This window comes from Planktothrix sp. FACHB-1355, from assembly GCF_014748295.1.
Taxonomy (GTDB): Bacteria; Cyanobacteriota; Cyanobacteriia; order Cyanobacteriales; family Aerosakkonemataceae; genus Aerosakkonema; species Aerosakkonema funiforme_A.
The window spans coordinates 1-15,616 of sequence record NZ_JACJUP010000034.1; the positions used below are offsets into that span (position 1 = coordinate 1).

14 protein-coding genes and 2 pseudogenes are annotated in these 15,616 nt (G+C 43.9%); 7 read left to right on the top strand and 9 right to left on the bottom strand.

Annotated elements, in window-relative coordinates; genetic code table 11:
- A pseudogene (locus H6S82_RS33255) lies at positions 1-150 on the bottom strand (succinylglutamate desuccinylase); the annotation flags it as partial.
- 181 nt (positions 151-331) lie between these two features.
- Between H6S82_RS33255 and H6S82_RS03520 the strand changes: the two are divergent.
- Positions 332-1,414 (top strand): ATP-dependent 6-phosphofructokinase, encoded by a 1,083-nt coding sequence (locus H6S82_RS03520; protein WP_190461404.1) that lies wholly within the window; start codon positions 332-334, stop codon positions 1,412-1,414.
- A 165-nt stretch (positions 1,415-1,579) separates the two neighbouring features.
- Here H6S82_RS03520 and H6S82_RS03525 read toward each other — a convergent pair whose 3' ends face one another.
- Positions 1,580-2,218 carry a histidine phosphatase family protein gene (locus tag H6S82_RS03525; protein WP_190461402.1) on the bottom strand — a complete coding sequence of 213 codons (639 nt, stop codon included), beginning with the start codon at positions 2,216-2,218 and terminating at the stop codon, positions 1,580-1,582.
- Positions 2,219-2,556: 338 nt separating this feature from the next.
- Between H6S82_RS03525 and H6S82_RS03530 the strand changes: the two genes are divergently transcribed.
- A complete protein-coding gene (locus H6S82_RS03530; RefSeq protein ID WP_190461400.1) occupies positions 2,557-3,339 on the top strand; it encodes an SDR family oxidoreductase in 783 nt (260 codons plus the stop codon).
- 45 nt (positions 3,340-3,384) lie between these two features.
- On the opposite strand, the gene H6S82_RS03535 is transcribed toward H6S82_RS03530, so the two are convergent.
- Both H6S82_RS03535 and sufR read right to left on the bottom strand, forming a co-directional pair.
- Positions 3,385-3,642, bottom strand: a complete 258-nt coding sequence (locus H6S82_RS03535; RefSeq protein ID WP_190461398.1) for a hypothetical protein — start codon at positions 3,640-3,642, stop codon at positions 3,385-3,387.
- An 8-nt stretch (positions 3,643-3,650) separates the two neighbouring features.
- Positions 3,651-4,343 (bottom strand): iron-sulfur cluster biosynthesis transcriptional regulator SufR, encoded by a 693-nt coding sequence (sufR, locus tag H6S82_RS03540; protein WP_190461396.1) that lies wholly within the window; start codon positions 4,341-4,343, stop codon positions 3,651-3,653.
- A 213-nt stretch (positions 4,344-4,556) separates the two neighbouring features.
- Between sufR and sufB the strand changes: the two genes are divergently transcribed.
- The 4 genes from sufB (at position 4,557) to H6S82_RS03560 (ending at position 9,679) form a co-directional block, all read left to right on the top strand.
- Complete coding sequence (gene sufB, locus H6S82_RS03545) at positions 4,557-5,996, top strand: Fe-S cluster assembly protein SufB (protein ID WP_190461394.1); 1,440 nt, start codon at positions 4,557-4,559, stop codon at positions 5,994-5,996.
- Between the two features lie 168 nt (positions 5,997-6,164).
- Positions 6,165-6,953: a Fe-S cluster assembly ATPase SufC gene (gene sufC, locus H6S82_RS03550; RefSeq protein ID WP_190461392.1), complete on the top strand. Its 789-nt coding sequence runs from the start codon at positions 6,165-6,167 to the stop codon at positions 6,951-6,953.
- Positions 6,950-8,308 carry a Fe-S cluster assembly protein SufD gene (sufD, locus tag H6S82_RS03555; protein WP_190461390.1) on the top strand — a complete coding sequence of 453 codons (1,359 nt, stop codon included), beginning with the start codon at positions 6,950-6,952 and terminating at the stop codon, positions 8,306-8,308. The genes sufC and sufD overlap by 4 nt, the downstream gene beginning before the upstream one ends.
- Positions 8,309-8,416: 108 nt before the next feature.
- Complete coding sequence (locus H6S82_RS03560; RefSeq protein ID WP_190461387.1) at positions 8,417-9,679, top strand: SufS family cysteine desulfurase; 1,263 nt, start codon at positions 8,417-8,419, stop codon at positions 9,677-9,679.
- Positions 9,680-9,740: 61 nt separating this feature from the next.
- Here H6S82_RS03560 and H6S82_RS03565 read toward each other — a convergent pair whose 3' ends face one another.
- From H6S82_RS03565 to H6S82_RS03575, 3 genes are all read right to left on the bottom strand, one after another.
- The gene (locus tag H6S82_RS03565) at positions 9,741-10,820 is read right to left on the bottom strand and encodes a ParA family protein (RefSeq protein WP_190461385.1); all 1,080 of its coding nucleotides are present in this window, start codon (positions 10,818-10,820) and stop codon (positions 9,741-9,743) included.
- A gap of 479 nt (positions 10,821-11,299) precedes the next feature.
- Positions 11,300-11,779, bottom strand: coding sequence for a hypothetical protein (locus tag H6S82_RS03570; protein WP_190461383.1), 480 nt, complete (start codon positions 11,777-11,779; stop codon positions 11,300-11,302).
- Positions 11,733-12,218: a hypothetical protein gene (locus H6S82_RS03575; protein WP_190461381.1), complete on the bottom strand. Its 486-nt coding sequence runs from the start codon at positions 12,216-12,218 to the stop codon at positions 11,733-11,735. The genes H6S82_RS03570 and H6S82_RS03575 overlap by 47 nt, the downstream gene beginning before the upstream one ends.
- A 497-nt stretch (positions 12,219-12,715) precedes the next feature.
- On the opposite strand from H6S82_RS03575, the gene H6S82_RS03580 reads away from it, so the two are divergent.
- Complete coding sequence (locus H6S82_RS03580; protein WP_190461379.1) at positions 12,716-13,189, top strand: TspO/MBR family protein; 474 nt, start codon at positions 12,716-12,718, stop codon at positions 13,187-13,189.
- 61 nt (positions 13,190-13,250) lie between these two features.
- Here the strand turns inward: H6S82_RS03580 and H6S82_RS03585 are convergent, their stop codons facing one another.
- A complete protein-coding gene (locus tag H6S82_RS03585; RefSeq protein ID WP_190461377.1) occupies positions 13,251-14,615 on the bottom strand; it encodes a glycosyltransferase family 4 protein in 1,365 nt (454 codons plus the stop codon).
- 655 nt (positions 14,616-15,270) lie between these two features.
- Positions 15,271-15,616: pseudogene (locus tag H6S82_RS03590) on the bottom strand (SGNH/GDSL hydrolase family protein); the annotation flags it as partial.

A 15,616-nucleotide genomic window follows, 5' to 3' on the forward strand; every position in this document is an offset into this window, starting at 1 on the left:
AGCATTGCCAACTATTTCCGCTCCATGTAAATTGGCTTGAAGGTATGCTTTTTTACCCGGTTGAGCGCCAAGGAATTGATATACTTGGAGGTGGAGGCGATCGCCAGAAGCAAGCTGTAGTAGAGGAATGGTAGAAATGATGGGAATCATAGAATACTTTTTGCAGTTGAGCTTCAGATATAATCGGACAACCCTGAGATTATCACCCCAAAGAGGCAATGAGTAGGTCAAGATTTGTAGGTGGGGAAATACCAATAAAATAATTAAGCGATCGCCACTTCTCTACAAATTACTGCTTGACTAATTAAAGACTGAATCTAGAAGAGATAATATGGGAGAACAAAAACGGATTGGAATTTTAACCAGCGGAGGCGACTGCGCTGGCTTGAATGCTGTGATTCGCGCCGTTGTGTGTCGCGCTGTAGGTACCTACGACTGGAAAGTTTTGGGAATCCGTCAAGCTACGCAAGGATTGATGAGCGATCCGCCTCAATTTATACCCCTTGATTTGGATAAGGTTGATAATTTGCTCACGGCGGGCGGTACGGTATTGGGAACGACAAACAAGGGAGACCCATTTGCTTTCCCGATGTCGGATGGAACTGTGCGCGATCGCTCGGAAGATATTATCGCCGGTTACCATCAGCTTGGTTTGGACGCCATCATCGGTATTGGTGGCGACGGCAGTTTGGCTATTTTAAGAAAATTGGCCCAGCAAGGCAACCTCAATCTTGTTGCTATACCCAAAACTATTGATAATGACTTAGGAAGTACCGAGCATTCGATCGGTTTTGATACTGCGGTCAACATTGCCACAGAAGCACTGGATAGGTTGCATTTTACCGCTGCCAGTCACAGTCGGGTGATGATCCTGGAAGTGATGGGGCGCGATGCGGGACACATCGCCATCAGTGCGGGAATTGCTGGGGGTGCGGATGTGATCCTGATTCCAGAAATTCCCTATCAAATTGCCAATGTGTGCCAAAAAATTTACGATCGCCAGTCTCAGGGTAAGAATTACTCTTTGATAGTGGTGTCGGAGGCTGTTCGCACTGAGGAAGGCGAACCTGTAATGAGTACCAATCGCTTGGGGCAATGTCGATTGGGTGGGATCGGGCAATATTTGTCTGATAAAATCTGTGCCTGTAGCAATGCGGAAACGCGAGTCACAGTTTTGGGACACATCCAAAGAGGCGGAACGCCTTCGCCGCTGGATCGATTGACTGCTTCTGCTTTTGGTGTGGCGGCAGTAGATCTGATCGCAGAGGGTAAGTACGATCGCATGGTAAGCTGGCAAAACCGCCAAGTTGTCGATGTGCCAATAGCAGAGGCGATCGCGCAATACCGAGCTGTAGATCTCAACGGTACTCTCGTCAAAACTGCACGAGGTTTGGGTATTTGTCTGGGAGACTAGGGGCTAGGGGCTAGGGGCTAGGGGCTAGGGAAGAGGGAAAAAGTCAAAAGTCAAAAGTTAAAAGTCAAAAAGAAGAGTTAGAGGGAGATGGGAAAGGGAAAAGGGAAAAGATTTATTCTCCCACTCCCCCTTCTTCCCTAGCCCCTAGCCCCTAGTCCCTAGCCCCTAAGTACCGGGTAAGTTACGCAAACGCTCGTCTAGATGGGTGCGATCGGCCAGTGCGTGCAATAATGGCCCCTGAGAGCCAAATTCAACGATACTGACCGATCCCACGGGACATCCGATGCGATAGCGGAAGCGCCCTACGTCAATTCCCAGGAGGCTGCACAAGATAATGCGGATGGTAGCTTTGTGGGAGACAATTAAAACATTGCCGTTGTTGTAGCGCTGTTTGATTTCTTCGATTACTTGTAAGGAACGGTGCGCGATCGCAACAGCAGGTTCCCCTTCAGTCGGTGGATACCAAGCGGGATCTGCTGTCCAACGAATGTAGTCGTCGTGGTATTCGCGATCGACTGTTTCCGGCGGTAAACCTTCCCACTTGCCATAGTTGATTTCTTTCAAACCATCCCGCAGTTGCATTTCCATTTCGATCGCGTCGCATAGAGGTTGCGCCGTCGCCTTGGTACGTCCCATCGGACTGGAGTAGATAGCTTTCCAGGGTAAAAAACGGTAGAACGCTGCAAAAGCCTTTGCCATTTCATAGCCGTCTGGCGTTAATTCTGGGTCTATCGAACCGCAGAAAAAGTTTTGCTGGCTGCATCCCGTTTGTCCGTGGCGCAGGAAATATAGCTTTAGACTCACAGTAGTTTTCTCTCGCTGGTATCCACTGCAATTTTAATTGTCCATTGCCTATAGTGCGATCGCATCAGCGGAACTTGCGCTTGCTTTCAAACTTCTTATCTACATTTCTAATTTCAATTTAATCTAAACAACATTCGTACAGTGCCACGTTAAAAAGATTCTTGCTCAGGCGACACAAAGCACTCGTAAGCATTGAACTCCTGCTTGCTAAGTCTTCTGAGTTGGTTTTTCTGAGTGGCGAATATATTTGCTTAATTTTGCTATATGTTCAGTATATAGCGAAATATTGCCAAATTAAAGCCGTCGTAGGGCGACGGGGTTTTTACCCATAATTTTAGATGAGTAAAGAAAAATTTCTGACAGGTCGTGTCGCTATGGTAACGGGCGGAGCTTCTGGTATGGGCAGGGCTATGGCTCTCGCTTTTGCGGAAGGTGGGGCTGATGTGGCGATCGGCTCTCGTACTGCTAGCACGAGTCGGTGCAAAGCGGAAATTGAAGCACGGGGAGTTAGGGCGCTGGCGATCGACCTTGATGTGACATCTACTGACTCGGTGCAAGCTTTTTACGATGCTGTAGTAGAAAACTTCGGTAAAGTAGATATCCTAGCCAATTCTGCGGGAATCGGTCTAGAACAGACAATATGCGGACATCCCGACGAGCTATGGCATCAAGTCATCGATATTAACCTCAATGGTGCCTATCGCACCATCAAGCTTTGTCTGCCGGGAATGATTTCGCGCCGATGGGGTCGGATTATCAATATTGCCTCGACTGCTGCCTCAGTCGGTTCTGCCACGAATCCTGCCTATTGTACTTCCAAAGCGGCAGTCGTAGCTTTAACCCGCTGTGTGGCCTTGGAAGGTGCCCCTCACGGCGTTTCCTGTAATGCAATCAGTCCGGGTTGGGTTGAAACCGATTTGGGGAAAAACTGGATGGCAGAACTGGCCGAAAGCAGTGGCCAGAGTTTAGAAGATTACATTAGTGCCACAATACAATCTAATCCCCAGAAGAGGATGATTCAGCCTCAAGAAATTGGCGCATTAGCGTTATTTCTCTGTCGCGATGAAGCTTTTGGAATTACGATGCAAAATCTGACTGTATCGGCGGGTTCGCTTTGGTAGAAATGCGAGAGCGATCGCGTGGCAAATAAAAACGCTAATCAAAATTTACCACTTTAAAAAAGCTGCCTCGCTACCTTGCTCTCGGCGTATTTTCCCATCTTTTTCAAACCAGGCGATGATTTGTGCGGCTGTCAAATCTTCAACAGTAACGCCGTACTCTTGGGCGATATGTTTCAACAACTTTAAAGATGAAATAGTTAATCTGGTTAAAAACTTCTCGTGAGAAGCTAAGAGAGCAGCATCAACTTTGGCTGATTCTTCTAGAGTTAAAAATTGAGTTCCGGGTTGTTGTGGTGCGTTCATATAACTTTTTAAATTTTAGTTTTTTTTGCGATCATATAACCGCAGCGATGTTCTCCATTAATGAGCCAGTGGGTACGCTCGACCGTACAATCGGGGAAAATACCTACAAACATATCTAGTTCGTGGCTGCAAACACTGGGGAAAGATTCGGCAACGTCAGAAATGGCGCAATGATGCTCGATGAACATGAATTGGAAGCAATTGCCATTTTTGGCACCATCAGTTTCTATAGGATACCAGTCGGTCATATAGCCTTCGGCTTTACGTAGTTCTGCTAACTTGAGGACGCGCTCTTGGAGGGAACCCGTACCGACGCGATCGCGATATTCCAGTGCCTTGCGCTCCCATTGTTTGTGTAGTATTAGATCTACCTGCTCGTGACCGAGGGTTTCCGCCATTGTATCTAGGAGAGCAACTGCAAATCTACCGTGACTGTTGGGGAAGCGATCGCGTCCCTTGTGACTCAAACGATAGACGTGCTGGGGACGCCCCATCCCCACCTGTACCGATTGATACTCGATCAGCTCTTCTGCTTCTAAATCCTTGAGATGGCGGCGAATGGCTTGCGGGCTGATGTCCAGCGAATCGGCCAACTCCTGCGCCGTTGCTTGACCCCGCTTCATCAAATGTTGCAGGATGTCTTCTTTAGTAGAGGGAGTAGAGGGAGTAGAGGGAGTGGAGGGTTGCTGAGTAGTGGTCATGGTGGCTGGCGATAAGTCAAGAATCTCAATTTGACTTTGACAACTTATTTGTTGTTAATGTACTTTAAAATAGAGTTGAGCAACAAATTTGTTGTTTAAGTCTATTGTAATGCCTGGGGGCAAGTGTTGGCACCCAACCTGACCAGCGCGATCGCAGCCCACACATCTGCCGTCCTTAGAAATTTGTTTAGAACACGAGAGAACACGATAAACATGAGTGCCACCGTCAAAACCTTAGTAAATCAGCCTTACAAATACGGCTTTGTCACCGATATCGAGGCAGACGTTATTCCTCGCGGTCTTAACGAGGATATCATTCGTCTGATCTCAGCCAAGAAAAACGAGCCAGAATTCATGCTGGAGTTTCGCCTCAAAGCATACCGGCAATGGCTGAAGATGGCTGAGCCAACCTGGCCCCAAGTAAAATATCCACCAATTAATTATCAAGATATTATCTATTACTCGGCTCCCAAGCAAAAGCCCAAAAAGCTCAACAGCTTGGAGGAAGTAGACCCTGCCTTGTTGGAAACCTTTGAGAAGTTGGGCATTCCCCTATCCGAGCAAAAGCGCCTTTCTAACGTAGCAGTAGACGCCATCTTCGATAGCGTTTCCGTCGCGACTACCTTCAAGGAAAAGCTAGCGAAGGAAGGGGTGATCTTCTGTTCCATCTCGGAAGCTTTGAAAGAATATCCAGAGTTGGTACAGAAATACCTTGGCAGCGTAGTGCCGATCGCAGATAATTACTACGCCGCCCTCAACTCAGCCGTCTTCAGCGATGGTTCCTTCGTTTACATACCCAAGAACACTCGCTGTCCGATGGAATTGTCCACCTACTTCCGCATCAACACAGGCGACTCCGGGCAGTTTGAGCGGACGCTGATTATAGCAGAAGAAGGTAGCTATGTGTCATATTTGGAAGGCTGTACCGCTCCCATGTTTGACACCAACCAATTGCACGCAGCGGTAGTAGAATTAGTCGCTTTAGATAACGCCGAAATCAAATATTCCACAGTGCAAAACTGGTACGCTGGCGATGAAAATGGCAAAGGCGGTATCTACAACTTTGTCACCAAGCGGGGACTGTGCCAAGGAGTCAATTCCAAGATTTCTTGGACGCAGGTAGAAACTGGTTCGGCTATTACTTGGAAATATCCCAGTTGCGTGCTGGTAGGTGATAATTCTGTGGGAGAATTCTACTCGGTAGCGCTAACCAATCACAAACAGCAAGCCGATACAGGAACCAAGATGATCCACGTCGGCAAAAACACCCGCAGCACGATTATTTCCAAAGGTATTTCTGCTGGAAATTCCCAAAATAGTTATCGCGGCTTAGTGAAAATTGGCCCAAAAGCAGAAGGTGCAAGAAATTATTCCCAGTGCGACTCAATGCTGATTGGCGATAATGCCCAAGCGAATACTTTCCCTTACATTCAAGTGCAGAATAACATCGGTAAAGTTGAGCATGAGGCATCTACTTCCAAGATTGGGGAAGACCAATTATTCTACTTCTCGCAACGAGGCATTTCCCAAGAAGATGCTATCTCGATGATGATTAGCGGTTTCTGTAAGGATGTCTTCAATCAATTGCCGATGGAATTTGCTGTGGAAGCTGACAGATTGTTGAGTCTGAAATTGGAAGGAAGTGTAGGGTAATTCTTGTGGGGCAGGCATCTTGCCTGCTAGCAATTGAGTCACAGGCGAGACGCCTGTGCCACAAAATATCCACAAAATATTTTGTAAGGTGGCATTGCCTACTTTATGTGTGAAATTCAATAACGAACCACGAAGACGCGAAGGTCGCGAAGGAAGAAGAGAGCAACAATGATTATTGAGAATAGTGAGGTGATTCTGTCAGTTCGCAATCTGACGGCGAATGTTGATGGGAATCAAATTCTGAAGGGTGTGAATTTGGAAATTAAGGCGGGAGAAGTTCATGCCATTATGGGGCCAAATGGTTCGGGGAAGAGTACGTTCTCGAAGGTTTTGGCTGGACATCCCGCTTATGAGGTGACTGGCGGTGAGGTGATTTTTCAGGGACAAAATCTTCTGGAAATGGAACCGGAAGAACGGGCGCGAGGTGGTGTATTTTTGGCTTTTCAATACCCGTTAGAAATTCCGGGTGTGAGTAATTTAGATTTTCTGCGCGTTGCTTATAATTCCCGCCGCAAGAGTCAGGGTTTAGAGGAATTAGATGCGTTTGATTTTGATGAATTAATTCAAGAAAAGCTGGAAGTGGTAAAGATGAATCCGGCTTTTTTGAGTCGCAGTGTGAATGAAGGTTTTTCTGGTGGTGAGAAAAAGCGGAATGAGATTCTGCAAATGGCGCTGCTGGAACCGAAGTTAGCAATTCTGGATGAAACTGATTCTGGTTTGGATATCGACGCGCTGAAAATTGTGGCGAATGGGGTTAACCAGTTGGCAAAACCCGATAATGCGACTTTGATGATTACTCACTATCAGCGGTTGCTTGATTACATTGTGCCGGATTTTGTTCATGTGATGGAAAGCGGCAGAATTATTACTAGCGGAACTAAGGAGTTGGCGCTGGAATTGGAAGCACGCGGTTATGATTGGGTGCGGGAAGAAGAAGCTGAGGTGGCGGCGCGATGAGTAGTCAAGTTTTAACTTCTACAAATAGGGATGCGTATCTGGGGGAGTTGTTAGATCGGGTTTATAAATCTACCTCACCCCAATTATCTTCGCCTGCGGGGAGGGAGATAGAGGAATTGCGCGATCGCGCATCATCTGTTGTCCTCGAACACACTTTCCCTACCACAAGGGATGAGGCGTGGCGCTTTACCGATATTTCGCCTTTGTTGCAGGTGAATTTTCAGCTACCGGAAACGAGTGCAATTCCATCTCTACCTTTATCCGATATTAAACCGCTGATTTTCTCGGAAGCAGCAGACAGTCGGTTGGTTTTTGTCAATGGCGTTTATGCGCCTCAACTGTCTTCAGTTGCTAATATCCCAAGTGGTTTATTCGTTGGTAATTTAACCCAATTACCTGAAAATTATCTTTCGCGTTTACCAAATTATTTGGGCAAGCAACAAGGTGCAGTTGAAGTTTTCACCGCCCTCAATACGGCGGGATTTACAGATGCAGCAGTCGTATGGGTGGCGAGAAATCAAATCGTGGAAACGCCTATCCATCTACTGTTTATCTCTACGCTAAGCGAATCGCCGATTATTTCTCAGCCGCGCTGTTTGGTGGTAGCAGAAACTAACAGTCAAGTAACTTTGGTTGAAGATTACTTGACAATTAGTGACTGGTGTGTAAACAATGCTAATCCCTACTTTGTGAATACGGTAACGGAAATTTGGGCTGAAGAAAATGCCCAAGTTAACCACAGTCGCATTCAGCGAGATAGTAAGGTAGCTTTTCACATTGGCAAAACTGCTGTAAGCCAAGCGCGTTACAGTCGCTATACTTGCAATGCGATTAATATGGGTGGGAAAATATCTCGCCATAATTTAGAAATATTCCAAACTGGCGAACAAACCGAAACCACTCTCAACGGTTTGACGATGATTTCTGGGGAACAGTTGGCGGATACTCACAGCGAGATAGTTCTGAATTGTCCCCACAGTACGACTCGTCAGTTGCAGAAGAATATCGCAAGCGATCGCTCTCATATTGTATTCAATGGTAGAGTCTTTGTCGCCAAAGCAGCGCAACTGACAGATGCGGGACAACTCAACCGCAATTTGCTGCTTTCGCCAAAAGCGAGAGTCGATACAAAACCCCAACTGGAAATTATTGCCGATAACGTCAAATGTACGCACGGCGCAACGGTGAGTCAGTTGGATGATGAGGAAATCTTCTACCTGCAAAGTCGCGGTTTAGATAAAGTCAGCGCCTACAATTTGCTGGTTGATGCTTTTGCGGCGGAAATTATTAACCTAATTCCGCTGACTTCCGTGGAAACAATGCTTTCTCAGTGCGTTGCTTGTCGAGCGATTTAATAGTGGAATTTAGATTGCAAATTTCAGATTGCAAATTTAATTTTTAAATCTGCAATCTGAAATATAAAATTTGCAATTACCTTCACCAGTCACCAATTACCAAACACCATGACTGTCACTCAAGAAAAAACATTAGCCGATCGCGTTCGTGCTGACTTCCCAATTTTACACCAAGAAGTCAACGGTAAACCTTTAGTTTACTTGGACAACGCCGCTACTTCTCAAAAGCCCGTCGCCGTTCTCGACGCACTGCGAAATTACTACGAACAGTACAATTCTAACGTACATCGCGGCGTCCACACTCTCAGCGCCAAAGCTACAGATGCTTATGAAGGATCGCGGGTAAAAATTGCCAAATTTGTCAATGCAGCTTTACCTCAAGAAATTATCTACGCCCGCAATGCTTCCGAGGCAATTAATTTGGTAGCTTATGCTTGGGGATTGACAAGTTTGCAACCGGGTGATGAAGTGATTCTCTCGGTGATGGAACATCACAGCAATTTAGTTCCTTGGCAACTTGTAGCCAAAACTACAGGCGCAGTGCTGAAGTTTGTGGAACTGACACAAAACCAAGAATTCGATTTGGAACAATTCAAAACACTGGTTTCCGATAAGACAAAACTGGTTTCTACCGTTTACGTTTCCAACACGCTGGGGTGCATTAATCCAGTTAAAGAAATTAGCGAAATCGCTCACCACTACGGAGCAAAAGTATTAATTGATGCTTGCCAAGCCGTTCCGCATATGCCGATCGACGTGCGTGCGATCGATTGCGATTGGCTAGTAGCTTCCGGTCACAAAATGTGCGGGCCAACTGGTATCGGTTTCCTCTACGGTAAGCGAGAAATACTGAAGGCAATGCCTCCATTTATGGGTGGTGGCGAAATGATTGCCGATGTGTTTTTAGACCATTCTACTTATGCAGATTTACCCCATAAATTTGAAGCCGGAACACCTGCGATCGCCGAAGCAATAGGGCTCGGTGCTGCTGTCGATTATCTCACAAATATTGGCATGGATAAAATCCACGCTTACGAAGCAGAATTGACAGCTTATTTATTTGAACAATTGCGACAAATTCCGCAAATCCAAACTTATGGCCCACAGCCCGATCGTAACGGCGAAGGTAGAGCTGCACTCGCTGCTTTCACTGCTGGAGAAGTCCATCCGCACGACTTATCAACGATATTAGATCAAGCAGGAATTGCCATTCGCGCCGGACATCATTGCACTCAACCTTTGCACCGTTATATCAAAGCGCAATCGACTGCGAGAGCGAGTTTGTATTTCTACAACACGCGGGAAGAGATTGATGTGTTTATTGCGGCGTTAAAGGAGGCGATCGACTTTTTTGGTGGACTGTTTGGGTAAAATGGTAGGGTGAGCCAAAGCTCACCTTACTATTTGAATATAAACGATCAAATTGCTAACTTTAGCTAAGTTTGTCTACAAACTTTTCTATTTCTTGTAAAGCTTGTTCGTAGTTACTCGTAGGAAGTTTAACATTTCTTCCATTGGGCATTGCATATTTAGACTGATTTGGAAGTAGAAACATCGGTATTCCAAGAGATGACGATACTTTACCTGATGTATGAAAATCTTTTATACCTGAAACATAACATTTTTCCCATTCAGTAATACAAGTAGGACTGGGGTCGCACTTTGCAAATAATAATGGAAATTGTTGGAATTGCTCGTAGCAAAAAGTATTTAGCTCCGTTTTAATAGATTCAAAAGCTGCGGCAACTCCATGTTTAATGGTATAGTTATTGAATACGAATTCCCAAATCACAGGCAATTGCAAATTAAAAGAATCTACTTGTTTATTAAAAGTAATTACATCATCAGCATACTTTTTTAAAGCCGCCGAAGGATATTTTCCAAAAAGCAACATGAATAAACCTTTAATTCCTTCGAGTGAACTGAAGTCTGCCATCATTGGAATTACTAATTTATCTGAAGACACTAAAGCCATTTGGGTGTATATGGAAAAGCTGGGGTTGCAATCTATAAAAACAACCATATTTTCATATTGGTTTTGGGCGAATTCATAGACGCATAATCTTTTTATAGCCGTCATATACTCTAGCCACGCCTTGGTATTAGCAGGATTAATCACAGCATAGTTTAATGCCAACGAAAAAGACTCTAAAAATGAGTCACCAGCTATCAAATATAAATTATTAGTAATATAACTATTGTAAGGAGAAATTTGAACCTTATAAGAAGTTTTAGGTGTTCGGAAATTTGCATTTCCTTTAAGAAGCCAATCTATAAAGCCAACTATATTTCTTCTCGTAAATGAAGATTGTAATTTTTGATTATTTTCATAGCCTTTCCTTCCGCCTCCAAGCAAAAATTGTGATATATTCGCTTGCGGACACATATCAATAACTAATACTTGGGTATTTGGGTGTTTTTTTGCATAGAGGGTTGCTGCATTAGAACAAAGAGTTGTTTTACCAACACCGCCTTTATTATTATAAAAAGTATAAATTTTTATATTATTCATAAGTATTTCCCTCAAAAATAAACAAAAAACAACTTAACATAGGCAATACCATTTGTCAAGGAAATTTACATTTTTTAACCCCCAAGGTAATGAACTTTATGATGTTGTGAGAGTGATTAAAGAGCTTCTTTACACGCAGCAGGAGTTGAGCTAATCGGTGATATTACTAACTCAGTCAACAAGATGTTTGATGGATTAGTAGAAATTAATCAGGCTTTTTTGGTGGTGTTTTCGTTTGGAAAAAATCCAAAAGTCTAATTTTCAATCTTGATAAGTCAACGAAAGGACATCTACCTGTTTTTTGGTTAAAAATATATGAGAGCAACATGGTGGTATTATAGTTGACACCTCATTAAAACCGATTTTTGAAAGAAAGGATTGGTGACTTGAAAAATATTAAAGTGAGATCGTTATTTCTTCATCTGTGTTCATCTGCGGTTAAAAGAAAAGATCGATCACACTCACCAAACAACCAGAAACTAATCTTTTTCTGTTTCCCCCACTTCTATATCTTCTTCAAAATTATTATTATCTTCTATATCTTCCTTTATCAAATTAAATTCTCTTTTTAAATCCGGGTCTGGAGGTCTTTTATTAGTTTTATTCTTACCACCAAACTCCTCATGAGTATATATCCACATCAAGTAAACAAAACATTTTGGTTTGTAAACAACATACATTAAACGACCATACTTAGCTTGTCCCCGTAAACCTGGTAAGCTAAACCTAATTTTTCTAAATTCAAAATCTTGGCTGTATTCTCCTTTAGGAAATCCCTCATCATCCGAAATATCATTAGAGCTAGGAGTTTCTTGGAGTTGCGATATGTAGCTATCAACCAACTCTTCAAAAGCATCCCTAGCTCTTTGGTCTTTTCGGTAATGTTTCTTAATGATTTGCTTGTAGCTAATTTCAAACCTCGTTAAGGGCTTGATCTGATAAGCTTCGCAACCATCCACGAGTTTCTCCCGGCTTTAAAACTTTACTAGATGAACCTGAATGAGAAGTTAATTCCTGTAATGTATCGGATAAAACTGCTTGATATTCAGGATCGTCTCGCTCGACAGCTTCAAAAATATTATCAATTAGTAAACTCATCGCTTTACAGTATGCAATAAGAGCATCTGTTTGACCATTGGCTACTATTATTGTTAGACGAACAAAACTGAAAAAATTAGCAATTACACCACTTAAACCAGTCCGATAATCAGTCAAATTGTAGGCTAAACTTTTTAGTTTTTCTCGGTCTTCCTCAGAAAGCTTATGCCATTGCTTCTTAACTATAACTGCTGCTTTATTAATTTTTCGGGCAAGCAACCATAGTTCCAAAGATCTAATCTCTTTAGATTGGGAGATTTGCTGAAGCTCACTTGTATTTAGTGCAATGCTGGCAGACATAAGTCTCGCCCTCTTATTACTACAGATTGTCTAACCTTGACGGGATGGACTATTTCTGAATTTTAGCTAATTTAGCCAAATGTGTCAATTACATTGCTAAAATCCACTGGAAAGCTGATGGATTTCTTTCCCAGGTGAGATGTAATGTAAAAATTATAAATTTTACACCTAATAAAAGTAAAACAATAATTGTTACTCCCACGCATATTGAGGCAATAATGTTCGTTTCAAATCTATCAATAGAAAACTAGATTGGCAACGCGCTTTGCTCTTTCTTCATCTGCGTTTATCTGTGTTCATCTGCGGTGAAAAGAAAAGAGCGATCGCACTCCTAAAAAACATAAAATAAGCCCACACAGCCGAGCTTAATTTGTATATTTTCTATCTAAAGATAGATGCCATAAATATTATCACCACAGGCTGATTAAACTCAGCTATTAACTTGAGACAATTGTTACAGAAGTTGCCTGTGGGCGTCAAAAAGTAAAGGTAGGGTAATGATTAAATCTTGGATGGTAATTGCGGCGGTAGGCTTATTAATTGCGCTGGGGAGCAACTTGTTTACACCTAGCGATGTTAAGTGGTTCAAACGCTTGCAGCGTCCCCAATGGCTAACATTTGAATTTGCTATTCCGTTGATTTGGACATTTATTTTTATTTGCGGGGGCTGGTCAGCTTATATTGTGTGGGAAAAAGACCCTGGAACTGCTAAAACGTGGTGGCTGATGGCCTTTTATATTCTCGTGGAGATTGCGATCGTAGCCTACACCCCTGTTATGTTTAGGCTTCGCAGTCTCAAAGTAGGCACTATTATTGGTGCTATTGGTTCGATTTTGGGCGTAATTTTAGCAATAACAGTCTGGACTGTTTCTGGCTGGGCAGCTTTGTTACTTCTTCCTTACGCGATTTGGAGTCCGATCGGAACTTACACCACTTGGGAGATGATTCGCCTCAATCCTCAAGACGAGTAGGGGCGAAATATTTAATTGCTGCCAGACCCCGAAACAGGTATCTGCGAAGCCAAAGAAATTATTAGTGAGCTTGATTAACGACGATCGGTGTTTGCGGTGTTGGTTCTGGTTCTGTGACTATGGCTTTACCCAGCAACACCTCCGAATATTTTTGGGCAATAATGTCCAGCGTAAAGTTGGATTTGAGGTAGGAACGACCCGCTTTACCCATGAGATCGGCTAACTGGCTATCGCTAGCCAAACGGCGAATAAAATTAGCCAAGCCGGTAGCATCGTTATTCCGGAAAGAAGCACCGCACTTCGCTTCTTCAACCAGCTGGCGTAAATAGGAACGTTCCTCACAAATTACTCCCACCGGACGCCCAGCCGCTAAAATACCGTAAAGTTTGCTGGGAGCAACCAATCCCTCCATTCCCGGACTGACCGTGACTAAAGATAAATCACAAGCAGTCAGCGAGTAAGGAAGGTTCTCCTTGTGCTGGTAAGGCAAAAACAAACAATTCGTCAAACCCAGCTCGGCGATTCTATCCTCACAAGCTTGACGCTTAGCGCCATCCCCAATAAAGACAAATTGAATAGGTTCGTTTTGCAGAAGTTCCGCCGCTTCCACAATTGTCTCCATATCGTGACAGCGCCCTATGTTACCGGAATAAAGAACCGTAAATTGATCTACCAGCTTGTACTTTTGGGCGAACCAGTTTTCTTGTTTGGGCATCGGGACAATGATATCGGGATCGGCCCAACTGTGAATGACGGCAACTTTATCTGCGACTTCCGGACACTTGGCGACGATGCGCTGTTTCATAGAGGGGCTGAGGACTATTACCCCTTGGGCGTTTTTCCAAATTTGTTGGTTAATTACATCCCACAGTCGAACTAACCAATGGTGAACGGGGACGACTTGCAGTTCCACCGCTACATCGGGATACAAATCATACAGCAAACATACATAGGGCAATCCAAACCAAAGATTAATTAAGTAGCCCAAAATTGGTAGGAAAGGCGGTGCAGTGGTGACGAGTAAAACATCGCCTCTCCAAGAGGTTTTCAGTAAGTGGACTGCCGATCGCACACAGAATAACAGACCGTTGACCGCTTTACCGCGTATTCGTTTGGGCCAAAGTCGAGATGTGCGCGATCGCCTGATCGACATCATGTCCTTATATTCTTCGCTGGGAGCGCTTTCCTTTTGAAAGGCGTACCCTGGCTGTCCTGTGAAGATGTGGACGTACATACCGTAATGCCTCAACTGCGAGGCTAGCTCTTCAATGAGCTGTCCGGTAGCGGCATAGTCAGGTGGATAAAACTGGGTAATAATAGATAGTTTCACTGAATGCTGCTGTTTGGGAATATTTCCATTCCTTATGGCACCTCGCCGGTGAGTCAAAAACTGGTACAACTTGTGTTCCCCTTGTAGAATTCCCATTTATCATGCCCTAAAGCTTTCGTGAGGTCAAAACAATAGTGACGCAACTAGAGCCATCCCTTCCCCTGAAGCCATTTATTTTTTCATACCCAACCAAAAGAAGGGGAGACCTGTCTTGAGAAGCCGGATCTTTAGCATCTCAAACCTCCTTCCCTGAATTAATTTACTTAGATGTCCCCGTTGGATACCCCGTTCCCAGAGTAGGCAAATCGAAAGCTCACTGGGGTGTATCGCTTTCTGGTCAAGCCTTTGGTTTTGGTGAAAGGACTTAAGGCAGTGCAATTGGTTGTGGCACAAGGCGACCGATTGTAGCTGATATCAGCCCTTTCGGGGTAGTTTTGCAATTCAAAGGCGAAATTTTAATTCTTCAGACAGCAAGCGATCTTGCTGCGTTCGGAATTAGGTAGCTTTCTTTTGAGCTTGTTTAGCTCTGACCCTCTTTCCCTCATAGGTTGTGCCTTTGCGGGTAAAGTAGTTTACCTATAAAGTCTACAAAACCCTCACTTATTATTCCGGAGATCCTGGGGAAGAGACTGTATAAATATAGATCGGGGTTGCCAACCCGTATTTTTGCTGTTGGTACGCAAACAGATTTTCTGGTTGTACATATCGCCACCGTGGTATTACTGACGGAAGCAAATAATTAAAAGATTCTTTAAGGCACGATCGCTGAAGTCGGAGGCTTCTTGGGTAAACAGGCTGGTAACTGGCGACCTACGCAAAGTCGATCGAAGAGTTTTTGAGCGATCGCTTGATGCGCTGGCACTGTCAGGTGTACCCAATCTCGAAAATAAGTTTTTACAGTCCCAGGTGGTAAAGTTGACCAAACCGCATGAGCGTCAATCATAGGAACTCGTAAATTTTTTAGCAACCGTAAAAACTCGGATTTATACTTGGGCTGTTTCGGGTTTGGCAGTAAATCATCATAATTGGGGGTAAATAAAACAAACACTGGTATCTTCTTGCTGCGAACCAGGATCGCTATCTGTTTTAAACTTTGC